The 25,481-nt window shown below is 43.1% G+C and carries 26 protein-coding genes; all 26 read left to right on the top strand.

What is annotated here, in order from left to right; translation table 11 throughout:
- The first annotated feature begins 1 nt into the window (after position 1).
- Positions 2–295 (top strand): BMC domain-containing protein, encoded by a 294-nt coding sequence (locus tag ACR42H_RS13520; RefSeq protein ID WP_009334386.1) that lies wholly within the window; start codon positions 2–4, stop codon positions 293–295.
- A 30-nt stretch (positions 296–325) separates the two neighbouring features.
- Positions 326–979, top strand: coding sequence for a phosphate propanoyltransferase (locus ACR42H_RS13515; protein WP_436376735.1), 654 nt, complete (start codon positions 326–328; stop codon positions 977–979).
- The gene (locus ACR42H_RS13510; protein WP_436376733.1) at positions 976–1,650 is read left to right on the top strand and encodes a hypothetical protein; all 675 of its coding nucleotides are present in this window, start codon (positions 976–978) and stop codon (positions 1,648–1,650) included. The genes ACR42H_RS13515 and ACR42H_RS13510 overlap by 4 nt, the downstream gene beginning before the upstream one ends.
- Entirely contained in the window at positions 1,632–1,904 is a 273-nt protein-coding gene (locus ACR42H_RS13505) for a EutN/CcmL family microcompartment protein (RefSeq protein ID WP_421515439.1), read from the top strand. The genes ACR42H_RS13510 and ACR42H_RS13505 overlap by 19 nt, the downstream gene beginning before the upstream one ends.
- 1 nt (position 1,905) lies before the next feature.
- The gene (locus ACR42H_RS13500) at positions 1,906–2,292 is read left to right on the top strand and encodes a BMC domain-containing protein (protein ID WP_436376732.1); all 387 of its coding nucleotides are present in this window, start codon (positions 1,906–1,908) and stop codon (positions 2,290–2,292) included.
- A gap of 36 nt (positions 2,293–2,328) precedes the next feature.
- Complete coding sequence (gene mdh, locus ACR42H_RS13495; protein ID WP_113881074.1) at positions 2,329–3,279, top strand: malate dehydrogenase; 951 nt, start codon at positions 2,329–2,331, stop codon at positions 3,277–3,279.
- Positions 3,280–3,482: 203 nt separating this feature from the next.
- Positions 3,483–3,674, top strand: a complete 192-nt coding sequence (locus ACR42H_RS13490) for an IDEAL domain-containing protein (protein ID WP_113881073.1) — start codon at positions 3,483–3,485, stop codon at positions 3,672–3,674.
- 1,094 nt (positions 3,675–4,768) lie between these two features.
- On the top strand, positions 4,769–5,935 hold the full coding sequence (locus ACR42H_RS13485) for a pyridoxal-phosphate-dependent aminotransferase family protein (RefSeq protein ID WP_436376731.1): 1,167 nt from the start codon (positions 4,769–4,771) through the stop codon (positions 5,933–5,935).
- 29 nt (positions 5,936–5,964) lie between these two features.
- Complete coding sequence (locus ACR42H_RS13480; protein ID WP_436376729.1) at positions 5,965–6,663, top strand: hypothetical protein; 699 nt, start codon at positions 5,965–5,967, stop codon at positions 6,661–6,663.
- A 122-nt stretch (positions 6,664–6,785) separates the two neighbouring features.
- Positions 6,786–8,684, top strand: coding sequence for a sigma 54-interacting transcriptional regulator (locus ACR42H_RS13475; RefSeq protein WP_436376727.1), 1,899 nt, complete (start codon positions 6,786–6,788; stop codon positions 8,682–8,684).
- 12 nt (positions 8,685–8,696) lie between these two features.
- A complete protein-coding gene (locus tag ACR42H_RS13470) occupies positions 8,697–10,133 on the top strand; it encodes an FAD-binding oxidoreductase (RefSeq protein ID WP_113881069.1) in 1,437 nt (478 codons plus the stop codon).
- Positions 10,134–10,149: 16 nt separating this feature from the next.
- Positions 10,150–11,484, top strand: a complete 1,335-nt coding sequence (locus tag ACR42H_RS13465; protein ID WP_436376725.1) for a (Fe-S)-binding protein — start codon at positions 10,150–10,152, stop codon at positions 11,482–11,484.
- Positions 11,485–11,840: 356 nt separating this feature from the next.
- Positions 11,841–12,830, top strand: coding sequence for a tripartite tricarboxylate transporter substrate binding protein (locus ACR42H_RS13460; RefSeq protein WP_113881067.1), 990 nt, complete (start codon positions 11,841–11,843; stop codon positions 12,828–12,830).
- A 270-nt stretch (positions 12,831–13,100) separates the two neighbouring features.
- On the top strand, positions 13,101–13,754 hold the full coding sequence (locus ACR42H_RS13455) for a GntR family transcriptional regulator (RefSeq protein WP_436376723.1): 654 nt from the start codon (positions 13,101–13,103) through the stop codon (positions 13,752–13,754).
- 157 nt (positions 13,755–13,911) lie between these two features.
- Positions 13,912–15,132 carry a CaiB/BaiF CoA transferase family protein gene (locus ACR42H_RS13450; protein ID WP_436376721.1) on the top strand — a complete coding sequence of 407 codons (1,221 nt, stop codon included), beginning with the start codon at positions 13,912–13,914 and terminating at the stop codon, positions 15,130–15,132.
- Between the two features lie 19 nt (positions 15,133–15,151).
- Positions 15,152–15,973, top strand: coding sequence for an enoyl-CoA hydratase-related protein (locus tag ACR42H_RS13445; RefSeq protein ID WP_436376719.1), 822 nt, complete (start codon positions 15,152–15,154; stop codon positions 15,971–15,973).
- Between the two features lie 88 nt (positions 15,974–16,061).
- Positions 16,062–16,568: a tripartite tricarboxylate transporter TctB family protein gene (locus ACR42H_RS13440; protein WP_436376717.1), complete on the top strand. Its 507-nt coding sequence runs from the start codon at positions 16,062–16,064 to the stop codon at positions 16,566–16,568.
- 30 nt (positions 16,569–16,598) lie between these two features.
- Complete coding sequence (locus tag ACR42H_RS13435; protein WP_113881062.1) at positions 16,599–18,110, top strand: tripartite tricarboxylate transporter permease; 1,512 nt, start codon at positions 16,599–16,601, stop codon at positions 18,108–18,110.
- A gap of 18 nt (positions 18,111–18,128) precedes the next feature.
- Positions 18,129–18,671 carry a gamma carbonic anhydrase family protein gene (locus tag ACR42H_RS13430; protein ID WP_113881061.1) on the top strand — a complete coding sequence of 181 codons (543 nt, stop codon included), beginning with the start codon at positions 18,129–18,131 and terminating at the stop codon, positions 18,669–18,671.
- 118 nt (positions 18,672–18,789) lie between these two features.
- Positions 18,790–19,620, top strand: coding sequence for an ABC transporter ATP-binding protein (locus tag ACR42H_RS13425; protein ID WP_436376715.1), 831 nt, complete (start codon positions 18,790–18,792; stop codon positions 19,618–19,620).
- Between the two features lie 100 nt (positions 19,621–19,720).
- A complete protein-coding gene (locus ACR42H_RS13420; RefSeq protein WP_436376714.1) occupies positions 19,721–20,707 on the top strand; it encodes a Gfo/Idh/MocA family protein in 987 nt (328 codons plus the stop codon).
- A gap of 264 nt (positions 20,708–20,971) precedes the next feature.
- Complete coding sequence (locus ACR42H_RS13415) at positions 20,972–22,036, top strand: M14 family zinc carboxypeptidase (RefSeq protein WP_436376712.1); 1,065 nt, start codon at positions 20,972–20,974, stop codon at positions 22,034–22,036.
- 237 nt (positions 22,037–22,273) lie between these two features.
- A complete protein-coding gene (locus ACR42H_RS13410) occupies positions 22,274–22,396 on the top strand; it encodes a YezD family protein (protein ID WP_372675480.1) in 123 nt (40 codons plus the stop codon).
- A gap of 104 nt (positions 22,397–22,500) precedes the next feature.
- The gene (locus ACR42H_RS13405) at positions 22,501–23,217 is read left to right on the top strand and encodes a phosphoadenylyl-sulfate reductase (protein WP_436376710.1); all 717 of its coding nucleotides are present in this window, start codon (positions 22,501–22,503) and stop codon (positions 23,215–23,217) included.
- Between the two features lie 15 nt (positions 23,218–23,232).
- Positions 23,233–24,297, top strand: a complete 1,065-nt coding sequence (locus ACR42H_RS13400; RefSeq protein WP_436376708.1) for an anion permease — start codon at positions 23,233–23,235, stop codon at positions 24,295–24,297.
- A 26-nt stretch (positions 24,298–24,323) separates the two neighbouring features.
- Positions 24,324–25,469 (top strand): sulfate adenylyltransferase, encoded by a 1,146-nt coding sequence (sat, locus tag ACR42H_RS13395; RefSeq protein WP_436376706.1) that lies wholly within the window; start codon positions 24,324–24,326, stop codon positions 25,467–25,469.
- The last annotated feature ends 12 nt before the right edge of the window (positions 25,470–25,481 follow it).

Below are 25,481 nucleotides of genomic sequence, written 5' to 3'. Positions count from 1 at the left end.
AATGGCTAGAGAATTAACTGCATTAGGAATGATTGAAACGAAAGGGCTGGTTGCTTCAGTGGAAGCTGCTGACGCTATGGTGAAGGCTGCGAATGTTCATTTAGTTGGAAAGGTGCATGTAGGAGGCGGTATTGTAACAGTCCTTGTGCGTGGTGATGTAGGTGCTGTTAAAGCGGCAACTGATGCGGGAGCTGCAGCAGCACAGCGTGTTGGAGAATTGAAATCTGTTCATGTCATTCCTCGTCCTCATAACGAATTGGAGAGCATTCTTCCAAAAATTGATGCAGAGCTTTAAAACAAGATTACTAAGTTAGGAGCTTAAATCATGAACGAGCAAGCCATTCAATCGATTGTAGAGGAAATAGTCACAAGGCTAACTGGTTCCTCAGGAAAAGATCATTCAATTCCAATGGCTGTCTCTGCCCGGCACTGTCATTTAAGTCAAAGAGATTTGGAGATTCTTTTTGGAACAGGCTATCAGCTTACCAAAAAAGCCGATTTATCTCAGCCTGGCCAATTTGCTGCTAACGAAACGATAACCATCGCTGGACCAAGAGGAAGCCTTGAAAAAGTGCGCATTCTTGGTCCTGCCCGCAATATAACCCAGGTAGAGGTCAGCCGTACAGATTCGATCAAACTGGGGTTGAAACCCCCGCTTCGCGAATCCGGGAATATAGAAGGATCTTCTCCTGTTACTCTGATAGGACCCAAGGGCAGCATTTATAAAAAAGAAGGTCTTATTATTGCACAGGCACACATTCATATGGCTCCGGAAGATGCTGAAACCTTTGGTGTGAAAAATGGGGAATACGTCAAAGTTGAGGCAGTGGGAGAACGTCCCATATCCTTTGGAAATGTGTTAATTAGAATCTCACCCCGGTTTAGACTTGAAATGCATATTGATACTGATGAAGCCAATGCAGGATTGATTACCGGAAAAACAGCAGGCAGGTTAGTAAGGCAAGAGGAAAGCATATGATTGACAGGCATGTAATTGAGCAAATAGTTGAAGAAGTAGTGAAAAATCTATTAGGTGCCAAATCTGCCTCAAATTCTAAAGCAAAACATAATATCCTCGCAGTCGGAGATTTAGGGAAAGTCGATAAAAATCTATTAGAAGTGTTAGAGGAAAACTGGAATGTCCTTCCTTATGACTTTAGGGAAGAAGCTGAGCTGCATACTGTAATGAGGGTTATTTTTCTTGATGCTTCCCAGGACTTGTTTGTGAAAGGGGCACTGGGCATTTGTGATACACCGGAAAGCGAGCTTCTTTCAGCCTGTATTATTGATTATGTCCCTGTTACCTTAATTCCGAAAACGAAACTTTATAAAATTCTGAATGGAGAGAAAAAAACAAACGGGGAGTATTTTTCAAGTTTAATGGAGTATAAGGAAAAGCTGTTAAAGTTTGGGGTTGAAATCAATAGCCTGGAGGATTTTGCAGTGCCAAAGCCTATCAAGGCAGATCAGCCAGACTCAAAGAAGCTGATTACCCAAAGAGATGTTCAAGAATGCAAAATGAATGAAATCCTCGCTGATAAACAGACCATTATAACACCTTTAGCACGTGATACAGCACGGGAATTGGGAAAAAGCATCATTGTAATGGATACAAAAGGGGCTGAAAACACATGGAAATGGGAACGGTAATCGGCAATGTATGGGCCACTAGAAAAGAGGATGATTTAACTGGCCTGAAATTTTTGGTTGTCGAGCCTCATGGTCTTTCAGCAGAAAAATCATTCGTCGCGGTTGACCGTATTGGGGCAGGGGTCGGTGATCAAGTTCTCGTTACGCGTGGAAGTTCGGCTTCTAATATGTCCGGGGATATAAGATTGCCAATTGATGCTTTGATTATTGGAATTATCGATTCTGTTGACGTTGAAAAGAAAGAGGTGAAATAGAATGGCAAGAGCACTTGGCATGATTGAAACAAGAGGGCTGATAGGGTCCATTGAAGCAGCAGATGCCATGCTGAAAGCTGCCGATGTTACACTGTTGAAGCAGGAAAAAGTGGACGCCGCCTTAGTAACGGTATTGGTTCAGGGGGATGTAAGTGCTGTTCAGGCTGCTGTTGATGCAGGTAAGGAAGCAGCAGCCAGAGTGGGTGAACTCGTGTCAGCTCATGTTATACCTCATCCTGATGAAGATATCAAGAAAGCTTTATTAGATGACAGGAAACCAAAGGAAATTAAAAAAGAAGCAGCTCCTGAAGCACCCTCCGTAAAAAAGGGAGGAAGCAAAAAGAAACTGGTATCTTCGGCGGAGCTGGATCACGTTGAAGATAAATAGAGTACTCCACTAGTATGATGAAATGGAGGAACAGCCATGACTTTTAAGAGAAGAAAGATTGCCGTAATAGGGTCAGGCTTTACTGGTGCGACAGCAGCACTTATGCTGGCCCAAAAAGAATTGGGAGACATAATTTTAGTAGACATACCTTCACAGACGAACCCAACAAAAGGCAAGGCCCTTGATATGCTTGAAGCTGGACCGGTTCAGCGCTTCAATGCCAGCATAACCGGCACTTCAAGTTATGAAGACATACAAGATGCAGATTTAGTATTGATTACGGCAGGAATGCCAAGAAAACCCGGAATGAGCAGGGACGATCTAGTCGCTGTAAATGAGAAGATTATGATAGAAGTTTCTCAAAATATAAAAACATACGCCCCGGAAAGCTATATCATTGTATTAAGTAATCCTGTCGATGCAATGACCTATGTCTGCTATAAAACAACTGGTTTTCCGAAAAATAGGGTAATCGGCCAATCGGGTGTATTGGATACAGCCCGATTTAATACGTTTGTGGCTCAAGAGCTGGGAGTCTCCATTGAAGATATTTCAGGTTTTGTGCTGGGCGGTCATGGAGATGATATGGTTCCGCTTGTCAGATATTCATATGCTGGCGGCATTCCGCTGGAGAAAATTCTCCCTGCCGACCGAATCGAAGCGATTGTGGAAAGAACCAGAAAAGGCGGAGGAGAAATTGTAAATCTGCTTGGCCAGGGAAGTGCCTATTATGCTCCAGCAGCTTCAATGGTTGAAATGGCTGAATCGATTCTGAAAGATAAAAAACGAATCCTGCCTTCAATTGCCTATTTAGAAGGTGAGTATGGATACAGTAACATCTATCTGGGAGTGCCTGCAATCCTGGGCGGAAATGGAATAGAAAGTGTCATTGAAATTCCATTGACTGCCGATGAGAAAAAAGCACTGGATCAATCTGTTAAGTCTGTACAAAATGTAATGAGCATACTTGAAACAGCCAAAGCGTAAAAGGCAATCGGGAAAGCTGACCTGTGAGGGAATTAATTCTTCTCATGAGTCAGCTTTTTTGTATTTTGTTTAAACTGTTCACTAACCGGGTACATTGTATTTAACAAGCTTAGCAGCTGCTGACAAAATTTCCAGTAAATAATGATTTGAATAATCTGAAAAATTCTGTTACAATAGAAAAAAGGTCAAGGGGTTGATTTTAAATGGAAAAACGTCTACTTAACTCGCCGCAACAGTCTGAGGAAAACGTCTCATTGTTAGCAGAACAAGTCCTGAATCAAGCTCTGATGGAATACCGAAAAGAAAAGCTTCGCGAAAAAATTGATGAAGCTCTCACTAGCCGAAACAAAGAAGAATTCATCCGCCTAACAGATGAATTAAAGAAGATTTCTTAGAAAGCATAATTCATAATGTAAAAAAGGCAGCCTGTTCGAAAGAATGGGGCTGCCTTTTGTTGTTTAATATATTTTTATGAAAATAGCAAATGATTGCGAAAGTCCAAATTTAAATAATGAAATGCTTCAGCATAATTGCTTACAAAATCCAGACAGGAAGGAAACAATTGCAGTCAAAAACAGTAACTAACGCTGAAAATGGTAGTTAATCGCATGGATTAACAACGAAATCGAGGCCAGTAAGGCGAAAATGGTAGTTAATCTGATGGATTAACGACGAAATCGAGGGCAGTAAAGCGAAAATGGTAGTTAATCTGATGGATTAACGACGAAATCGAGTGCAGAAAGGCGAAAATGGTAGTTAATCTGATGGATTAACGACGAAATTGAGGGCAGAAAGGCGAAAATGGTAGTTAATCTGATGGATTAACGACGAAATCGAGTGCAGAAAGGCGAAAATGGTAGTTAATCGCATGGATTATCGACGAAATTGAGGGCAGAAAGGCGAAAATGGTAGTTAATCGCATGAATTAACAACGAAATGGAGGGCAGTAAAGCGAAAATGGTAGTTAATCGCATGGATTAACGACGAAATCGAGGGCAGAAAGGCGAAAATGGTAGTTAATCGCATGGATTAACAACGAAATCGAGGGCAGTAAGACGAAAATGGTAGTTAATCGCATGGATTAACAACGAAATCGAGGGCAGTAAGACGAAAATGGTAGTTAATCGCATGGATTAACAACGAAATTGAGGGCAGAAAGGCGAAAATGGTAGTTAATCAACACCTAAATAGAATACAGATAAAAATCCCGTCTTTATAACCGCTGTCAATCATCCGAAAATCAGGAATCCTCAAAAAAACCATCGTCATAACGGTATCACCATCCCAAAAGAAGAACCCAATTCATTACATGAAAATTTTTTCACACCACCAGCTGTTTCACCAAACTGTTCCAAATCGTTCCAAAACGAAACACTGAAACACTCATCTAACAAACAAACCTCTATACAAAAGGCATTCAACCTTGGCACGGAAATTGCATCATAACTCATTAGCACGATATATATCAGAAACGATAGGGGAGGAAGCAATGTTTGAAGAAAAATTGGATTTAAGATTACCGGGGCCAGTTCAGGTTCCGAAAGAAATACAGCGTGCCATGCTAAGAAGTTTCGATCATCCTATGATGGATTACCGGAATCCAGCCTTCCAGGATGTACTTCAGGAAACGACTGAAAAGTCCAAAATGATATTCCAGACTGAAAACCTGGTGATCCCTCTTACCTCAAGCGGAGCCTCCGCTCTTGAAACAGCTATTATTAATACGGTTGGTCCCAATGATACGATCATCCTTTGCGTAGTCGGCTATTTTGGTGAGTACCTTCAGGGAATTACAGACCATATCGGCTGCAAAACCGTCCGGGTTGATGCGGAATGGGGAAAGATTGCAGATCCTGAAGATGTGAGAAAAGCATTAAAGGAAAATCCTGAGGCAAAAGCTGTTTTTGCGACACATTGTGAAACATCCACCTCTGCAATCAACAACATAAAAGAGATTGCAGCAGTTGTAAAAGAAACAGATGCCATATTCCTTGTTGATGCGGTCAGCTCGATTGTCGGAACACCCCTGTATATGGATGAATGGGGTATTGATATAGTTGCAACTGGAGGACAGAAAGCATTAATGCTGCCTCCCGGACTTGCATTGATAACCTTGAGTGAAAAAGCCTGGAATGCTGTAAATAATCATCAGTGTCCATCCTTTTATTTTGACCTTAAACTTTATAAAAAAGGACTGGAATCAGGAACTGGAACACCTTATACGCCAAATATATCACTTGTATGCGGACTGCTTGAGGCCTGCAATTTGATAGAAAAAAGCGGAGGAATAGAAGCTGAATACAAAAGACATGCTGCACTTCGGGATATGACAAGGGCAGGGGTGAGGGCATTGGGTCTTGATTTGATGGTGGATGACTCGGCTGCCAGTCCAACCCTGACAGCCGTAAAATTAAATAATGCCGATGAATTCAGAAAGATGATGCGGGAAGAATTCCATATCGCATTGGGAGGCGGTCTTGGAAAGGTGAAGAATCAGATTTTGCGTCTCGGCCATATGGGGTATACGGATGCGGCAGATATGCTGAAGATGTTTGCTGCAATGGAGCTTGCTTTAAAAAAGAGCGGATACGAAGTAGAGTTAGGTGCAGGAGTTTCCGCCGCACAGCGGCATTGGCTCGAAAATCCATTCTGCTAAATTTCTGGTCCTAAGGAGACGTGAGCCGGGTGAATATATTTGAAAAACGACTCGCCGAACTGGCAAATCTCCCTTCAGTTATTCCAGGGGATCAGATCCAGGTGACACCAGATTTCCTATTCGTCAGCGGCCAAAATTCACTTAATGTTATCAAAGCATTTAACAGACAAGGTTACAAAAACGCAAAAAATCCAGCCAAGATTCTGTTTTCTCTTGGAGATGCAGAAAATGAAGCCATCCGTAAGTTCTGTATAGGAAAAGGAATAAGACTAATAGATTGCGGTTTGTCCCAATATTACCGTTCAGAGAATATTCCGATGAATGGAATGGTCATTGCAGGAATAGATGAGGATATTAAGGGTCTGGGAGGAAGGGGGGCCATTCCCATTGTTATTTCTCCGGATTCAATGGCGGCTTGCCTGGCAGCCGGATCATTTAGTATGTTCATACCTGAAACGACTTATATTGAAATCAACGGAGCTTTAACCGGAGAAGGAAACGGAAAATGGCTCTGCACACATCTGCTGGACATTTTTGAAGACAGTTTAATAGGAAATGCAGTGATTATAGGAGGTACGGTTTTTGAACAGCTGAATGATGAGGACCTAAAGGATCTATCCTCTTTTTTTCAGCTCTCCGGCACAGCAGCGGGGATGTGTTCACCAGTGGGCCCGCTTGGCCAGGTTGAAAGCGTGATTAAAATAAAGGCAGAAACTATTCGGATCTAATTTATCAAACAAATAAACTGATTATTATGAAAACTTACCGAAATTTTCCTTGGCATCTGATAAGATTAACTTAATATAATAATAAAACTTGTCCAAGAGAAAAAGGAAAATGAGGTGAAGTGATGTCCGAAATTGCCATTTTAACCCCCATTGACGCGCTGATACAGGTTTCAAAGGAAGCTGCGAAAAAAACAGGAGAAGATGTCGCGATAAGAAAAGTGAGCTTCCGAAATGCAATTGCAGCTGCTAAAGAATTTGAAAAATCCGGCACAGAAGTAATCATCAGCAGAGGAACCCTGGGATTAAAGCTTATTGAGTCCGACCTTGGCATTCCCGTCGTGCAGATTCCCATAACTGGATATGACCTGCTCCGAACTATTAAAGAAGCACAAAAACTCGGACAGAAGATTGGAATAGCCGACACCCGGGATGTTTTGCAGGGGATCCAAACAATTGAATCTGTGCTGGGTTTTTCGATTGAAAAGCATAGCGTAATTGTGCCTGAGGAAGCTGAAGCAGCCGTCGAGGCTCTCAGCAAAAAAGAGATAGATGTCCTCATTGGCAAGAGTATTTTTACAAACAAAGTCAAAAATGATTCGATAAAAACAGTGATATTAACGTCTGGAGAGGAATCGGTCATCCAGGCCATTCTTGAAGCAAGAAGCCTGATTGAAGTAAGGCGCACAGAATTGAAACGAACCAAGGAACTCCAGGCCATTCTTGATTTTATTGCTGATGGGGTAATAGCTGTGGATGAACAAGGGATTATTACAGTATGCAATCCATCCGTTTACAGCATCCTAAACCTTCCCTATGATTCGGTTATCGGCAAGTCGATTGATGATATACTCGTTAATTCACAAATGAAAAAAGTTCTTTCGACTGGTAAGGAAGAACTGAACCGCATCCAGGATGCCAATGGTGTAAAAGTAGTTGCAAATCGAATACCTATCAGGCACGAGCAAAAGGTATTTGGGGCTGTCTGTACATTTCAGGAGGTTCATAGACTTCAGCAGCAGGAGCAGGAAATCCGCAAAAAGCTCCTTCATCGCGGTCATGTCACGAAATACAGTCTAAATAATATTGTCGGGAAAAGCGAGATGTATCAAAAAGCGATCGAAAAGGTGAAGAAATACTCACAGGTGGATTCTACTGTTCTCCTAACGGGTGAAACGGGTGTGGGAAAAGAAGTATTCGCCCATTTAATCCATAGCTTCAGCAAGCGGACGGAAGGGCCATTCGTAGCAGTGAATTGTGCGGCCATCCCTGAAAACCTGCTGGAAAGCGAATTGTTCGGCTACGTCGAAGGAGCCTTTACGGGAGCGAAAAAGGGAGGAAAAACAGGATTATTTGAATTGGCTCATCAGGGAACCATCTTCCTTGATGAAATTGGCGAACTCGCTGAATCCTTACAGGCCCAGCTCCTTAGGGTTTTGCAGGAAGGGGAAGTGATGCGGATTGGGGATGAAAGAGTGATCCCCATTAATATTCGGGTCATCGCTGCCTCGAACCGTGACTTTGAGAAGATGGTGGAAGATGGGAGCTTCCGGGCTGATTTGTATTATCGCCTTAATATCCTTGACATCCCAATTCCGTCTTTGCGTGAAAGGATACCTGATATTCCATTGTTATGCGATTTTTTCATAAAAGAATTGGAACCAGGCATTCGGAGAAATATTAAGGGCTTCACTGCCGAAGCTATGAAAATTATGCAAAGCTATCATTGGCCGGGGAATATACGCCAGCTAAGGAACATTGTCGAAAGAGCGATGATTCTTTCCCCTGAGAATTTGATTGATTCAGAAACTGTTTTAGCTGCAGGCGGGAAAGACTTTTCCAAATTACATGTTATAAAACAACACAGCATTAATGTAGAAATAGATGAAGAAACAAAGCTTCAAAACTATGAGAAAGAGTATATTCTGAACGTGCTGAAGCAAGTTAACGGCAATAAAACAGAAGCCGCAAAAATTCTTGGGATCGGCAGGACGACCCTCTGGCGAAAAATAAATAGTTTATAAGGAGGAGAAAGAATGAATGAAACAATGACACCGCCTCCGCTGGATGATAATGTGATAACCCGATTAAGAAATATCTTCGGAGACGACCGGCTATTAACCAATTGCACTGATATGATGACCTACTCCTATGATGCATCCTTTGAAACTCAACTCCGTCCGAAACTGCCTCAAGTGGCCGTTATTGCGCTGTCAACTGAAGAGGTCAGTGAATGTGTCCGGCTGGCCAACGAATTTAAAATCCCATTATACCCGAGAGGGGCAGCCACCGGGCAAACAGGAGGAGCCGTCCCGGTTAAAGGCGGTATTATGCTGGATTTATCGAAAATGAATCGAATACTGGAGATTGATCACAGGAATATGCAGGCAGTGATTGAGCCGGGAGTCATCCAAAATGATTTAAATGAGGCTTTAAAGCCTTATGGACTAAGGTTTCCTCCTGACCCAGGAAGCGCAAATATGTGCACTGTCGGAGGAATGGTTTCCAACAATTCAAGCGGACTGAGGGCAGTCAAATACGGTGTTACCCGCCATTATGTCCTGGGAATGGAAGTCGTACTCCCCACTGGTGACATCATTGTGACTGGCGGGGCAAAATCGAAGGCGCTTAAATCGGTTTCCGGCTACGACCTTGCACATTTAATGATCGGTTCAGAAGGCACTCTTGGAATTGTAACGCGCCTTCGTCTAAAATTATTGCCGCTCCCTGTCACAAGAGGTATTGTACTATGCTCATTTGAAAGATTGGAAGATGCAGGAGAGGCGGTTAACGCTGTTTTTTCTTCAGGCCTGCAGCCTTCAGCCATCGAAATCATGGACTTTAATTGTACGAAGGCTGTCAACATGATGAAGCCTGAGCTGAATCTTCCTCTGGATAATGAAGCTATTCTTGTTTTTGAAGTGGATGGTGCCAAAGAGGAGGTAAGCTCCCAGGTGAACCGCCTCAGGAAAGTAGTTGAAAAATTCACGAATTATATAAAGTTCAGCGATGAGCCGGATGAGTGTGAAAAGCTCTGGCAGGCAAGGAAGCTTGTTGGTGCTGCTGTTGGACTATTGAAGCCTGGCGGTTTCCGGGTGTATGGCGGCGAAGACATCTGTGTGCCAATTTCAAGACTCCCTGAAACACTGCGGGAGATTCATAATATCTCAGAACGATATGGCATCATCTGCGGAATATACGGCCATGTTGGTGATGGAAATATGCATACCGGACCGGTAGTGAACATGAATAATGAAATGGAAATGGAAAATGTGCAGAAAATGATCGACGATATTCATGAACTGGCAATTAAAATGGAGGGAACGACGACTGCTGAGCATGGAGTTGGAATTGTCCGTGCCAAATATATGGATGTAGAGCATGGCCCAGCCATGGAAGTGATGCGAGCTATTAAAAGGACGCTCGATCCAAATAATATTTTAAATCCAGGCAAGATGGCATTGCCTAACTAGGCAGGAGGTGAATGAAATGAAATTGCTGACGGCGGAAGAATCCATGCAAACATGTGTGCGCTGCGGTGCCTGCCGCAATGTTTGTCCTACATTAAATATCACAGGCAGGGAAGCTGATGGTCCCAGGGGCAGAGTATTGATGGCAAGAAGTCTGATCGAGGGCACTATCCCCGTAAATCAGGAAATCAAAGATCAGCTCGATCGCTGCCTGCTTTGCTCAGCCTGTGTGGATGCTTGCCCTATTGATGTACAGGTTCCTGATATCGTCATGCTCGCCAAGGAGCGAATAGCAGCAGCGGCTGAAGCACCTGTACAAACGGATATTAAAAAAACTGCATATCCGGCAAGGCCTTTTAAAGATTACTTCTTTGACCATGTTCTTGCCAACCAAAAAAGGCTTAATACTGTTGGCAATCTTCTGTGGTTTTATCAAAAAAGCGGGCTTCAATATGTAACTAGAGGACTGGGCATTTTGAAATTCTTCCCAGAACAGATGAGGCAGATGGAAAGAATCACGCCTTCCATTTTGCCGCCTTCAGGGAGGAAACATCATCCTGAGTTTACTCCGAGGGCTGATGAAGAAAAGGCAGCAAGGGGCCGGGTAGCCTTTTTCCATGGCTGCATTATGGATGTCATGTTCAGGGAAACAAACGATAATTCCATTAAATTGCTGTCAAAGACTGGATTTGATGTGGTAACCCCTAAAGCGCAGATGTGCTGTGGAGCACTCCACCATCATAGCGGAAAAAAAGACAGGGCCATTGAATTGGCCAAAGCGAATATACAGGCTTTTGAAGAAGCAAATGTGGATTATATTATTACCAATGCCGGAGGTTGCGGTGCTGCACTTGCGGAATATGCGGATTTATTCCGGGGGGATTACCATTGGCTGGAGAGGGCGAACGCATTCTCTGCTAAAATAAGGGATATCAGTGAGATCATATATGAAAAAGGAGAAATGCCTGTTACTGCCGGCAGAGGTGAAAGAGTGACCTATCAGCCTTCCTGCCATCTGCAATATGTAATGAAGGTGAAGGATGCTCCGGCTAAATTAGTGAAGGGAATTCCAAACTCGGAATATGTGGATCTTCCTGAAAAGAAATATTGCTGCGGGTCTGCAGGAATTTATAATTTATTGCAGCCAAATCTTGCTAATGAAATATTGGATAAGAAAATGTCCAGAGTCAAAGAAACTGAATCAGCTGTTCTAATAACAGCCAATCCAGGGTGTTTCCTCCAAATGAAACTGGGGGTTTATCGTGAAGGAATGGAGGATCAGATAGAAACAAAGCATGTTGCCGACTATCTGATGGAGTCAATTGAAAGGGCAGAATCTGCAGGAAACCAATAAAAGTTTCGAATTGAAACATATGCGTGGACAATTTGTTTCAAAAGAGAACAAGCACAACTAATAAGTGTATTGGAAGGAACTAAGAAATGAAATGCATTAAAAGTCAGAATGTCCGATTAGATTTGAAAACGCTTACGATTTTGATGCCCGTCAAAAAAAATTAATCAAGTTTTTTGCTTTTCGGCACAAAAATTGCATTGAAGTTAAATGAAACTATCCATAAACAGGGAGGTGACGAAACTGTCTGGGGAATAGGTCCATTATAAATGCTATTCATTATAAGTTGTTTTAAAGAAATAACTACGCATTGAATTTACAGAAATTTAAAACTTTTCTTAATTTGGGGGAAAATTAACATGAAATTAAAGAGGATTTCGATTTTGTCTCTTGCAATTGCATTGGTATTCTTTTTGCAGGCATGTAATTCTTCACCTCAGGAAGCAAGCTCGGAGGAAAAGAAAAGCACAGGCAATTATCCCGAGCGGCAGATTGAAATTATTGTTGGCTTTGGTGCGGGCGGCGGGAGTGACAATTTTGCAAGGGCCATTGCAAAAGAACTTAAAGATATTCTTGGTGTAAACATAAATGTTGTGAATATGCCTGGTGCGGCGGGGATCAATTCAGCTGACCATGTGGCTAGGCAGCCGGCTGATGGCTATACCATCTGGTCGGCAACATCCAATCATCCCGTAAATATTGCAGCAGGTGTGGAAAAAAATGATTTGACCAAATTAACCTCTGTCGGAAGGGTGCAAAATGATACCATGACCCTCCAAGTAAAAAGCGATGGCAAGTTCAAGGATATTGATGATCTTATAGCAAAGGCTAAGGAAAAACCTGGTGAGATCACGATAGGCGGTACAGGTTCAGCCGGATTTGATGAACTGGTAGTCAGACAGTTTGAAAAATCTACTGGAACAAAGTTTAATTATATCTCATTTGAAGGTTCTGGAGAGATGACAGCAGCACTGCTCGGGGGACATATCGATGTCATTGCAGAGGAGCCAGGCCCATCGATTGCCCAGCTGGAAAGCGGAGATATTAAGATGCTGATTGCCTTTACTGAAGAGAAAATGGAAGGCTTTGATGACGTCCCGATTTCAACTGAAATGGGGATAGATGTAACAGACGGCCAGGGCAGAGGCTTCATGGTCCACGCAGATACACCGCCTGAAATCATTTCAGCGCTTGAAAAAGCCCTTGAGGAAGCGAAAGATCGCCCGGACTATAAAGAGTATGAAAAAGCCAATTACCTGCACCTTCGGGATGGCTGGCTAAATTCAGAAGAATATAATGCCGAATTTGAAAAACTAATCGACACTTACGGCTCTCTATTAAAAGAATGATTGAATTAAATAGGCGAAAGGCAGAAAATCTGCCTTTTTGCCTCCTGCAAGCTTCATGATAGATTTTCATAGGTTTGCTCGATAGGCTGCTGGAGAATTTTGTCGAAGGAAAACTAGTTTTATATATTCTTAAGAGCTTTTGTTCAGGTTATTGACTGCCATTCAGACTGGCAGATATGATCGCCCTAGAAGCTGTATCCAGGATACAGCACACAGTATACAGAAACAGGAAGAGATAATCATTTCTTCTGAAAAGGAGGATAGGCAAAAATGGTGCAAGGCCTGAAATTTACGCAGCCGCTTTATCAGCAAATCTATGACATTATAAAAAGATCCATTTTGTCAGGTCAATTAAAGCCTGGTGAGAAGGTCAATGTTTCCCATATTGCGGAAAAATATAATATAAGCCGGACCCCGTTAAGAGAAGCGTTGCGCCAGCTGCAAATAGAGGGACTGCTGGTTCAGGATCAGCTGGGGCTTGCTATTGTAAAACTGGATGAAACTGATTTTAAGGATTTATACGAAACTCGCATTATGCTGGAGCCTCAAATAATAGGAATTGTTTTGAAAACGATTACAAAAGAGCAGCTGAATAGCATTGAAGAAATTCTTGAAAAAGCTGAAGATGCCTTTTTGGAAGGAAACCATCTACATTTACTTGAATGGAATGCTAAGTTTCATGATCGGCTCTTGGAAGCAAGCCCAAACAAGCGGGCAGTGCACTTGCTGCAGCAAGTACGTTCATTTCTTTTGCTATACCGGGCCAATATCCTAAAAAACAATGAGCATAATAGAGAAATTCTTAAGGAACATAGCCAAATCCTTCATGCTCTTAAAGCCCGGGACGAGATAGCTGTCTATCAATCCGCAGAAAATCATCTGCGCAACGATCTGGAGCGCGGAATGAATATGATCCGTGAATAAAAAAGGAGCATCTCCATCCGCCAAAATAGAAATGCTCCATCCTCATGAAAATCGAATTTATTATAACATGCACAGATTAGGAATGTATAGAAATGAACAGCTGCCGGTCATTTCGGGCTCACTTCCGAGACAATATTTTCAAAATGGGGTGTTCTGATTGGGACCATTACAAGGAATGAAAATCCTTGATGCATCGCAAATCATGGCTGGTCCGTATTGCACTATGGTCCTTGCAGATCTCGGTGCGGAAGTCATGAAAGTAGAGAAAGTGAACGGCGGAGACGATTCCCGCCAAATGGGCCCATATGTAAATGGGGAATCTACTTGCTTTTTTCAAATAAACCGAAATAAAAAAAGCATAGCATTAAACCTTAAAACCAAAGAAGGAAAAGAAATCTTCTATCAATTGGCTAAAGAAGCAGATGTTGTGGTTGAAAATTACCGACCGGGAGTAACAAAATCACTTGGCATAGACTATGAAAGCCTAAAGAAGATTAATCCTGGGTTAGTCTATTGTTCTATCTCAGGTTATGGCCAGACTGGCCCTTATTCTCATAAGGGCGGGTTCGATCTGGTAGCCCAGGGAATGACAGGGCTTATGAGCATGACAGGAGAAAAAGGAATGCGGCCGATGAAATCCGGCATTGCCGTTTACGATATCGGGGCAGGCATAACTGCAGCCTACTCGGTTTTGGCAGCTTTTATCCATAAGATGAAAACAGGGGAAGGACAGCATGTGGATATTGCCCTGGCTGAGATTGGACTTCCATGGTTTACGTGGGAGGCAGGGGCCTATTTTGCCGAAGGAACGATACCGGAAGCAACCGGCTGGAGGCACCGTGTGTCTGCTCCTTACCAGGCTGTTAAAACAAAATCGGGTTATATGATGCTTGGATGTGCCAATCAAAGGACCTGGGAAAGATTTTGCGAGGACGTTGCCGGAAAGCCTGAATGGCTGGCGGATCCGCGCTATAAAACCAATTTATTGAGAAACAAACATGTGAGTGAGCTGGAAGAAGATATTGAGGCTGTATTAATGCATCAAGATACCCGGCATTGGATTGATCTCTGTGAAAAAGCAGGAGTACCTGCGGGACCAATCAACAACTTTGCAGAGGCGGTTCAGGATCCGCATTATGAAGCCAGAGGCATGATTCAGGAAGTGGAGCATCCATTAATAGGAAAAATGAAGATGATTGGCATTCCTGCAAAATTTTCAAAAACTCCAGGTGAGGTGAAAACCCCCTCTCCTCTCTTCGGACAGGACACGATTGAAGTGTTGAATGGTTTGGGGTATGACGAAGATTCCATAAGAAATTTAACAAAGTCCGGGACTGTGAAGACCATGGATGAAAGGCCCATCCTGAATAAAAAATAGCAGAAAGGTCGTTAGCGATATGTCTAAGAATTTGGAAGCATTCAGCGGGGATAAGACGTACAGTGAACCGGTTTATCTTCAGGTTGAAGGAGAAATTGCATTCATATGCTTCAACCGGCCGGATAAAAGGAATGCCCTCAGTTATGAAATCTGGTTAAGGATTCCGCAGCTTATCGAGGAATGCGAAAATGATGCCAATGTAAAAGTAATCATTTTTAAAGGGACTGGATCTGCTGCTTTTTCGGCAGGCGCAGATATCAGCGAATTTAAGACGTTAAGGTATACCGCAGAAGGTGCTGAAAAGTATAACAAGGCAACGATGATAGCAGAAAAATCAATCATGGATGCATCAAAGCCAACGATTGCGATGATACAGGGTTTTTGTGTTGGCGGAGGATGTGAAATTGCGGTTGCCTGTGATTTTAGATTCTCTGATGAACAGGGCAAGTTCGGAATTACTCCAGCAAAGCTTGGCCTAGTATACAATACACCGGGAACCAAAAATGTTGTAGATCTTGTCGGCCCGGCGAAAGCCAAAGATATTCTTTACACAGGAAGGCTTCTGGATGCCGGGGAAGCGTATCAGATCGGTCTTATCGATCGTATATATCCTGCAAGAGCCATTAAAGAAGAAACGGTCAGATATGCAGAGTTAATTTGCAGAAATGCCCAGCTGTCAGTCAGGGGTTCAAAAAAAATCATTAATGAAGTGCTTGCCGGGGCCATTGAAGATTCACCTGAAACAGCCGAGCTTGTCATTGACTCGTTTCTTTCAGAGGATTATCGGGAAGGGGTGCGTTCATTTTTGGAAAAACGGAAGCCTGACTTTAAATATTCTTAAGTGGATGGGTAATGAATTGTGATTTAAATGGAAGGGAGGCTAACAGCCTCCTCCAATTTACTTATTAAATTTTTTGGGGGGATAAGAGATGCAGCTGGAACGAAATCTTTCAATAATCATGATAGTCTTTTCGTCTTTTTTTCTGGTTTTGTCACTCCAGGTGGAAAATAGGACAGGGAATTTCATTTCTGCAGGAACATGGCCAGCAGCTTTAATGATCCTGATGCTAATTCTATCGGTTATCCTGCTGATGAGGGCTCTAAAGATGAAGAATGTTCAGAATATAAAGGGAGATGACAATGATTCAGCAGATGCAGATAATGAAGATAAGCTCGTTCATCCGAAAAAGTTCTTCCTCTTGTTTGCTGTTCTTGCAATCTATATCTTTATTCTAGGTTATGTTGGTTTTATTGCTGCGACGATTCTGGGGATTTTTGTAATGGCGCTTTTGTTTGGAATGAAAAGCTATATTCGAGCTCTGCTGACAGGTACTCTGGCAACTGCCGGTTCTATCGTGCTGTTTCCTATTTTATTGAATTTGCCTTTCCCGCGGGGAACCGGGATTTTTTATTCACTTAGCTTGCTGTTTTATTAATAGCCAACTTTAATAAAAGAGGTGAACTTAATGATAGAAGGACTTTTAGGCGGTTTTGGCAATCTTTTTCAGCCTTTTAATTTTTTCATTCTTATGGTCGGTGTCCTGCTTGGTTTCATTGGAGGAGGGATTCCGGGTATAAGCGGAACCATGCTGGTCATTATTCTTCTTCCTGTCAGTTATGCAATGGATCCGGCTGCAGCCTTTTTGCTGCTGACCTCCATTTATGCCACATCTGTTTTTTCAGGGTCCATAAGCGCTATTCTGTTTAGAACCCCAGGCACACCGGAAGCGGTGGCAACCGTTTTCGACGGGTATCCCATGGCCAAGAAGGGTGAAGGGGGGAAAGCCCTCGGAATTTCCATCTTCAGTTCTGCCACAGGGGGTGTCTTTGGAACGCTGGTATTAATCTTTTTGACGCCGCTGCTCGCCTCTTTTGCTCTAAGATTTTCGTCCCCGGAGTATTTTGCATTGGCACTAATGGGACTGACTGTAGTGGCTTCCTTGAGTGCAGGCAATCTGGTTAAGGGATTCATCGGTGTTTCCTTCGGATTGTTTATTGCCACTATTGGCATCGATACAATGACCGGTGTGCCAAGATTCACCTTCGGATCAGGCCAGTTAATGTCGGGCATTGACTTCATCCCTGTTCTGATTGGATTATTCGCTATATCAGAGGTGCTGAGAAGAGTCCAGCAGGTCCACAAGGTGAATGCAAAGCAAAAAGTGAGTTCCGAACTTCCAAACTGGAATGTCATGAAACGGATATCTGGCGTCATTGGACGTTCTTCCTTATTAGGTGTGTTTATTGGAATCCTTCCGGGAATAGGTGCAACTACTGCTGCCATGCTCAGCTACAGTGAAGCTGCACGGTGGTCAAAAAGATCAAAAGAATTTGGAACTGGAATTCCAGAAGGGGTTGCTGCACCCGAATCTGCCAATAATGCCGCCGCAATGGGTGCCATGGTTCCTTTGCTTTCCCTGGGAATTCCGGGAAGCGCGACAACTGCCATATTGCTCGGCGCCTTTATACTTCATGGAATCCAGCCGGGACCTTTGATGTTTTCAACACAGGGTTCACTTATCTATACCATCCTGATTGGGCTGCTTGTTGCAAACTTGCTGATCTTACTCATTGCCAAACCGTTTATTTCGGTATTCTCTAAGATTTTGCAAGTGCCCTATACGATCATTGGACCACTCATCGTTCTCTTTTGTATTGTTGGCACATTCGCAGTCAGGAATTCGATTTTTGATGTGGCAATGATGCTGGTATTCGGGATTATCGGCTACTATCTGGAAAACGCCAAATTCCCGCTGGCCCCCATCGTGCTTGGCGTTGTGCTCGGTCCCATTGCTGAAGACCAGTTCAGAAGGGCTATGCAAATGTCAAACAATGATATTTCCATCTTCTTCACACGGCCGATTGCCTTAACCTTCATCATTCTATCAATCATCAGTATTTTGTATCCGCTGATTAATAAGTGGATTAAGAAGCGTAAAAACGATGCGAGCGGTACAGATCAAACTGTGGCTTCATAAGAAGGAGGCGTTCCGGAAATGATCTTTGATTTTGAAGGACTGAAGCCAGACGTTCATGAAACCGTCTATTTGGCACCTAACACCTATATCATCGGCAATGTAAAACTGGAAGCTAATGTATCCATTTGGTTCAATTCTGTGCTGCGCGGGGACAATGATTCCATCAGAATCGGAAGGGGCACCAATATACAGGAGGGAACGATGATTCATGTTGATGAAGGTTACCCTGTCAGCATTGGACAGAATGTCACAATCGGACATAATTGTGTGATTCATGGCTGTACCATTGAAGATGGTGCCCTGATCGGCATGGGAGCGATTATACTTAACGGTGCCATCATTAAGAATGGTGCAGTGATTGCGGCAGGAGCAGTAGTAGGGGAAAACAAAGTGATTGAGAAAAGCATCCTTGCTGCCGGCGTACCTGCAAAAGCGTTAAAGCCGGTAAAGGAAGAACTGCAGGAGCGTATCCTGGCAGGTGCAGAGTTTTATCAAAAAAACGCTGTAAAGTTTCGCCGGGCTGGTATTGCTTCAGGGATGATTGATGCAGAAAATAAGTAATTTTTAAAAGGATGAGCTGAGACACAGGATTTCCAGCAGGTGCTATGGAAGTCTTTACTGTCATCAGCTCTATTTATTTTAAATTGTTCCGTTATAAAAAGATCGAAGGAGGATAAGAATGAGTCACGTGAATAGCAGCAGTATTATTTCACTGGATGAGATAAGCTGGAAAAGAAATGGAAAGAAGATACTGAACAACGTTTCATGGAACGTCAGAAAAGGAGAACATTGGGCCTTATTAGGCTTGAATGGATCAGGGAAAACAACGATTCTGCAGATGATTACAGGCTATCTGTGGCCTAATGGCGGGCAAGTTTCAGTATTAGGCAATCTTTATGGCAAGACGAATATACCAGAGCTTAGAAAATCCATTGGCTGGGTAAGCACATCCCTGGATGATAAATTTCAATTCCGTCCATCGGAAACCGCCCTTGAAATTGTCTTAAGCGGGAGATTTGCCTCTATCGGCCTTTATCAAGAAATAACACAGCAGGAATTGGAAAAAGCAAAGGATTTAATGCTGGAGTTCAATATTAGCCATGTCCAGAATCAAAATCTCACATCCCTCTCACAGGGTGAAAAACGAAAAGTGATGATTGCAAGATCCTTAATGGCTTCACCAAGGCTGCTTATTCTCGATGAACCATGCAATGGGCTAGATATCTATTCGCAGGAAGAATTGCTTCGCTCGATTGAAAAAATGGCTGCTCATCCCGATGGTCCCACGATTATTTATGTTACCCATCATATTGAGGAAATTGTTCCTTCGATAACCCATGCCATGCTGCTGAAGGAAGGAAACGTCATTTCACAAGGCATAAAAAGAGAAACTTTGACAGATTCGCTCCTTGAAGAAACATTCCGTGTACCAATAACAGTAGATTGGGAAAATGGGCGTCCTTGGGTACGGGTAAAAGATGTATCTCAGTTTACCGAGGCTGGATACTGATGAAACCTATTTGCCTGGCAGAATGGCAAACGGTTGATTTTTGCCAAATTGTCCTTCATTATATGAAGGTATCTTATACATAAAAAATGGAGGAATAGAATTGGTTCGTTTCGGTATAGTTGGCACTAATTGGATTACAGAAAGATTTTTAAAAGCGGCTCTGCAGGTTGAAGATTTTCAGCTGACAGCTGTTTATTCGCGAACAGAAGAAAAAGCAAAAGAATTTGCAGGCAAATATGGTGTGGAGAGGACCTTTACTGATTTAAAGGAGATGGCCGCAAGCGGCGAAATCGACGCAGTCTATATTGCGAGCCCGAATTCCCTGCATGCTGAGCAGGCCACCCTTTTTATGAATAATAATGTTCATGTTTTATGCGAAAAGCCGATTGCTTCGAATACAAAGGAACTTAAATCTTTGATAGCTGCGGCAAGGAAAAACAATGTTCTTCTAATGGAAGCCTTAAAGTCAACCTTTATGCCTAATTTTTTGGCTGTAAAAGAAAATCTTCATAAAATCGGACAGGTGCGCAGGTATTTTGCAAGCTACTGCCAATACTCTTCCCGTTATGATGCATACAGGCAGGGAACCGTGCTGAATGCATTCAATCCGGATTTTTCGAATGGTTCACTAATGGATATCGGGATTTACTGTGTGTATCCGCTTGTGGCTTTATTCGGTAAACCAGAGGAGATTAAAGCAGCAGGCTATATGCTGGAATCCGGAGTCGATGGAGAAGGAAGCATGGTCCTTAAATACCCTGACATGGATGCGGTTATCATGTACAGTAAAATAGCCGATTCCAGTCTGCCCTCAGAAATTCAAGGGGAAGAGGGAAATATCGTTATAGATAGAATAAGTGCACCTGAAAAAGTTGAATTGCATTATCGGAGCGGAGAGAGGGAAGACCTCACTCAGGACCAATTAAGTGATTCTATGTATTACGAAGCCAAAGAATTCATCCATTTGGTTCAGGCTGGAAAGACTGAATCTGATATCAACTCCTACGCTAACTCGATGATAACAATGGAGATCATTGAAGAAGCTCGGAGGCAAATTGGTGTAGTCTACCCGGCAGATCGAAATTAATAGCAAGGACCGGACATTCTATTGTTCGGTTTTTTTTAGTTCTTTTTACTCAGAACAAAAAGGGATTTTTTGGGAACTACACTCTCAACTGGTAAAATTAGATCAAATTTACACATTATTTCGTCATTAAACTACTCTTTTTATACTTATTTCGCTATTCGAAATTTGTCAAAAGAATAGGCATCATACTCTATTATCACTATTACATTTGTTTACTAGAATTAGAGGTGAAAGAAAAACTATTAATGTGGGGGGATGAATTTTATGACGATTAAAAAGAAAGTTCTATCTGTATCATTATCTGGTTTAATGGCTTTGGGTGCAGTTACCGCTGTGGGCATGCCTGCAGGTGCTGTTGGGAATGGGCCGAGTACGGGAAATGGGTCCATTCAGACTTCAATTCTGCATACCTACGATAGTTTAACAGAATATTTAAAAACGCAGGATGCCAAGCAGGAAGCCATGCAGCTTGAAGTGATTGGGCAGACTGTAAAAGGCCGTGATATTTACATGGCAAAATACATATCCAATCCTGAAAATCCGACCATTCTTTTTCTGACTCAGCAGCACGGGAATGAGCAGCTGACAACCGAAGGTGCGCTGGAGTTTATTAAGCACCTGGGCACCGGCAAGACAAGCGGGGTTCTTAAAGACGTCAATATACTTGTGATACCTATGCTTAACGCGGATGGAGCAATGGGAGATGTGAACTTCTCACTTGACGATTATCTTGCCGATGGCGATCGCCATTTAACCCGCTATAATGCAAACCGTGTGGATTTGAATCGTGAACATGATAAAGAAACAGTCCAAATGGAGCCGGAGGCCCGTGCTCTTCATGAAAATGTATTCCAAAAATACAATATCGATTATATGATCGATCTTCATCATCAGGGTACTTTAAGTGAAACAGAAGGAAAGCTGGTATCGGGATCCATTCTTTATCCAACCAACAGCAATGTAAAGCCTGAGGTACTTGAAAAGTCCAAAAAACTGGGTTCAGTTGTGTTTAATGCACTTCACCATACAGGCTGGGGCCATATTGGAAAATATGTCGGCGGAACAGGTGAAAACATTGGCCGAAACGGCGCTGCTGTCCGTTACGACATTTCTACCCTGCTTTTTGAAATGCGCGGAATGTCCGACCACAACTATGAGCCTTATGCTCTTGGACAAAAGAGCAACGGTTATCTTATCAAGCAAACCATCACGACACTCGATGCGACAGTAAAAGCCATAGCAGACGGTTCAATCAATTCTGCTGACACAAGCTTCTGGGATACTTTACCTGAACAGACAACAAGACAAAACGAAGAAGCTGATGAGTAAAAAATGATGCACCCCCGGCCATTGCCGGGGGTGTTTTTTTGTTGTAATAAGTGAAGAAAAGCCCATTTATCAGATTTTTAAAATTTTATTTAAATAAGTTGTTGACAATTCCTATGGGTATGGTAGGATTAATCTCAACATCACTAAAAATAAACTAATAAACTTATAATTTACTAGGCTAAAAAAAGGAGGCGAGCCTCACTGAAACAGGCTGACTGGGAAGAGTTATCTGCTCACTTGAAGCAGATGCTCGGAAGCATTAAATTCGGATCGATCACATTGGTCGTCCAGGATGGCAAAGTCATACAACTTGAGAAGAACGAAAAGGTTCGTCTTCAACCAAATAAGCGCGCTGACTAGACAAACTAGAGGCGGTTTTTCCACCTGAAGGATTTTTTCAGGAGGGAAGACTGCCTTTTTTGGTTGAGAAAAAATTTTCAAGAAAGTGAAAGGAGTACTGCAAGATGAGCACTGCAGTGACATATGAAAATTGGAATCAAATCTCTGATGCATTCCCATTTGATGATAAATTAAAAGGCGCCCGCGATGTATTGGAATGGGCCTATACAAATTACCCTGACGACAAGATTGTCTATGCATCGAGTTTCGGGGCGGAAGCCATTGTGCTGATTGACTTAATCCAGGAAATCAAACCTGATGCGCATATTGTCTTTTTGGACACCGGGCTTCACTTCCTTGAAACCTATGAAGTGATTGATAAAATCGAGGCTCGTTTCCCTTCGCTTCAGATTGAACGGAAAGAGCCGAAGCTGACACTGGACCAGCAGGCTGCAGAATATGGTTCGGCACTTTGGAAAAGGGAGCCCAATTCATGCTGCCAGATCCGCAAAGTGATTCCATTAAGAGAAGCATTAACACCAAAGCAGGCCTGGATTTCTGGTCTTCGGCGGGAGCAATCGCCGACAAGAGTGAATACTCAATTCCTTAACAGGGATGAAAAGTTCAAGAATATCAAAATCTGCCCGCTGATTCACTGGACATGGGATGAAGTTTGGGCCTATATCAGGGAGAAAGACCTGCCATACAACACCCTGCATGACAATGGATATCCAAGCATCGGCTGTTTTCCCTGTACACAGGCAGTCGATGAAAATGGCGATTCCCGTGCCGGACGATGGTCTGGGATTGGCAAAACGGAATGTGGCCTTCACACCAGCTAGAGGGAGGATGATACCATGCTTACGATTATAGCGGTCACAGTCGGTTTATTTTTCGCCATGAATATCGGGGCAAGCGGAGCAGCAGCATCCATGGGGATCGCGTATGGTTCCGGTGTCCTAAAAAACCGCATATTAGCTCTTGTTCTTTGCGGATTGGCCGTTTTCTTCGGAGCATGGCTTGGCGGAGGAGAAGTGGTAAAAACAATGGGAAGCGGTATTGTTCCGAAAGAGACCTTTACAGTTGCCATCGCGCTGATTGTGATTGCATCTGCCGCATTATCGCTGTTTCTGGCAAATGTTTTCGGCATTCCGCTGTCTACCAGTGAGGTAACCGTCGGTTCTGTTGTCGGTGCCGGAATCGTCTACCAATCCGTATTTGCCGGTAAGCTTATCTGGATCGTCATGTTCTGGCTGATTACTCCATTTGCCGCCTTTTTAATTGCTATAGCGGCAGCCGCTTTTTTAAAGAGAAACTTTATACAGAACCTGATAAAAAAGCCTAAGGCTGCTCCGATTTTAGCCATACTCGTCATTTTTATGGGCGTGTTTGAAGCATTCTCTGCAGGGATGAATAATGTTGCAAATGCAGTCGGTCCGCTAGTTGGTGCAGGCATTATGAGCACAGGCAGCGGAATCTTCTGGGGCGGGCTGTTTGTCGCTTTAGGAGCCATTCTACTGGGGAAAAATGTCCTTGAAACGAATGGCAAAAAGATTACAAAAATCCGTCTTGAAGAAGGCTGTGTCATTTCAGGAACAGGAGCAGGAATTGTTACAATCGCTTCCGTTTTTGGAATACCTGTCCCTTTAACGCAAATCACCACTTCCTCCATCATCGGAATCGGATTTGTAAAGCAGGGACGATCAGTTTTCAAGAAGGACATCGTTGTTCAGCTATTAGTCGTATGGGTTGTTTCGCCAGTATTATCAATGGTCCTATCCTATACGCTCATCCAGCTGCTCATTGAACAAAATGTATATCCGGTGATCGCAATGGCCGGTGTGCTAATCTCCGTATTTGGAGTGAAATTCTTAATGAATCAGGCACCAGCTGCTGCAAGGCCGATAACTGAAAAAAAGTAAATCCGAAAAAGAAAGGTTGATGAAAAATGGCTCTGCCGAAACCTCATGGAGGAAAATTAATTCAAAGCTATAATCCAAATTATGACCTGACAGGAATTGAAAAAGAAATTTTAATAGATGCCATAGCACTGAGTGATCTGGAGCTTATAGGTGTTGGCTTATTCAGTCCTCTGACAGGTTTCCTTGGAAAAGCAGACTATGAATCTGTTGTTGAAAAAATGAGATTAGCAGACGGAACCATTTGGTCCATTCCGGTTACATTGCCGGTTTCAGCTGAGAAAGCCAGAGAGCTTACGGCCGGAGAAAAGTTTAAGCTGGTTAACGAAGGTGAAGTGTACGGAATCATCACTGTATCAGAATGGTATGAGCCTGATTTAAGCAGGGAAGCTAGCGAAGTCTATAAGACCGAAGAGCTGGCACACCCAGGAGTGAAAAGGCTTTTTGAACGCGGTCCGGTTTATGCTGCCGGCGAGGTAACGCTGATTAAAAAACCTGGTAAAGGCGTGGCAAAGGATGTATGGTTTGAGCCTAAAGAAACAAGGGCGCTGTTTGAAGAAAAAGGCTGGAAAACAGTGGTTGGCTTCCAGACAAGGAACCCTGTACACCGGGCACACGAATACATTCAAAAAGCTGCTTTGGAAACGGTGGATGGGCTGTTTTTGAACCCGCTTGTGGGTGAAACAAAATCAGATGATATCCCTGCTGATGTCCGTCTGAAAAGCTACCGCGTTCTTCTGGAAAATTACTATCCAAAAGAGCGTACACAGCTGGCTGTCTATCCGGCAGCAATGAGATATGCAGGGCCGCGTGAAGCAATCTTCCATGCCATTGCAAGGAAAAACTTCGGCTGCACACACTTCATCGTAGGAAGAGACCATGCAGGTGTCGGCAATTATTATGGCACATATGATGCGCAGCATATTTTCAGCCATTTTACAGAAGAAGAGCTTGGCATCAAACCGCTGTTCTTTGAGCACAGCTTTTACTGCAATAAGTGCGAAGGCATGGCATCTGATAAAACTTGCCCTCACAGCAAAGAAGACCGCGTCATTCTATCCGGCACAAAGGTAAGGGAAATGCTCCGGAACGGGGAGCTGCCGCCTTCCACTTTCAGCCGCAAAGAGGTAGTCGAAGTGTTAATTGAAGGCATGAGAGAAAAAGAAACGGTTTAAGGGGCGGTTATA

The sequence above is a fragment of the Cytobacillus sp. BC1816 genome, from assembly GCF_051353635.1.
Classification (GTDB): domain Bacteria; phylum Bacillota; class Bacilli; order Bacillales; family Cytobacillaceae; genus Cytobacillus; species Cytobacillus oceanisediminis_C.
This window is presented reverse-complemented; position numbering and strand designations above follow the sequence as displayed.

Bases quoted from the DNA above. Each gene is read 5' to 3' on its own strand.
- ACR42H_RS13515 (WP_436376735.1), top strand. From the start codon at position 326: ATGAACGAGCAAGCCATTCAATCGATTGTAGAGGAAATAGTCACAAGG.
- ACR42H_RS13520 (WP_009334386.1), top strand. From the start codon at position 2: ATGGCTAGAGAATTAACTGCATTAGGAATGATTGAAACGAAAGGGCTG.
- ACR42H_RS13465 (WP_436376725.1), top strand. From the start codon at position 10,150: ATGAAATTGCTGACGGCGGAAGAATCCATGCAAACATGTGTGCGCTGC.
- ACR42H_RS13425 (WP_436376715.1), top strand. From the start codon at position 18,790: ATGAGTCACGTGAATAGCAGCAGTATTATTTCACTGGATGAGATAAGC.
- ACR42H_RS13475 (WP_436376727.1), top strand. From the start codon at position 6,786: ATGTCCGAAATTGCCATTTTAACCCCCATTGACGCGCTGATACAGGTT.
- ACR42H_RS13435 (WP_113881062.1), top strand. From the start codon at position 16,599: ATGATAGAAGGACTTTTAGGCGGTTTTGGCAATCTTTTTCAGCCTTTT.
- ACR42H_RS13440 (WP_436376717.1), top strand. From the start codon at position 16,062: ATGCAGCTGGAACGAAATCTTTCAATAATCATGATAGTCTTTTCGTCT.
- ACR42H_RS13510 (WP_436376733.1), top strand. From the start codon at position 976: ATGATTGACAGGCATGTAATTGAGCAAATAGTTGAAGAAGTAGTGAAA.
- ACR42H_RS13415 (WP_436376712.1), top strand. From the start codon at position 20,972: ATGACGATTAAAAAGAAAGTTCTATCTGTATCATTATCTGGTTTAATG.
- ACR42H_RS13445 (WP_436376719.1), top strand. From the start codon at position 15,152: ATGTCTAAGAATTTGGAAGCATTCAGCGGGGATAAGACGTACAGTGAA.
- ACR42H_RS13405 (WP_436376710.1), top strand. From the start codon at position 22,501: ATGAGCACTGCAGTGACATATGAAAATTGGAATCAAATCTCTGATGCA.
- ACR42H_RS13500 (WP_436376732.1), top strand. From the start codon at position 1,906: ATGGCAAGAGCACTTGGCATGATTGAAACAAGAGGGCTGATAGGGTCC.
- ACR42H_RS13470 (WP_113881069.1), top strand. From the start codon at position 8,697: ATGAATGAAACAATGACACCGCCTCCGCTGGATGATAATGTGATAACC.
- ACR42H_RS13400 (WP_436376708.1), top strand. From the start codon at position 23,233: ATGCTTACGATTATAGCGGTCACAGTCGGTTTATTTTTCGCCATGAAT.
- ACR42H_RS13430 (WP_113881061.1), top strand. From the start codon at position 18,129: ATGATCTTTGATTTTGAAGGACTGAAGCCAGACGTTCATGAAACCGTC.
- ACR42H_RS13485 (WP_436376731.1), top strand. From the start codon at position 4,769: ATGTTTGAAGAAAAATTGGATTTAAGATTACCGGGGCCAGTTCAGGTT.
- ACR42H_RS13505 (WP_421515439.1), top strand. From the start codon at position 1,632: ATGGAAATGGGAACGGTAATCGGCAATGTATGGGCCACTAGAAAAGAG.
- sat (WP_436376706.1), top strand. From the start codon at position 24,324: ATGGCTCTGCCGAAACCTCATGGAGGAAAATTAATTCAAAGCTATAAT.
- ACR42H_RS13460 (WP_113881067.1), top strand. From the start codon at position 11,841: ATGAAATTAAAGAGGATTTCGATTTTGTCTCTTGCAATTGCATTGGTA.
- ACR42H_RS13490 (WP_113881073.1), top strand. From the start codon at position 3,483: ATGGAAAAACGTCTACTTAACTCGCCGCAACAGTCTGAGGAAAACGTC.
- mdh (WP_113881074.1), top strand. From the start codon at position 2,329: ATGACTTTTAAGAGAAGAAAGATTGCCGTAATAGGGTCAGGCTTTACT.
- ACR42H_RS13455 (WP_436376723.1), top strand. From the start codon at position 13,101: ATGGTGCAAGGCCTGAAATTTACGCAGCCGCTTTATCAGCAAATCTAT.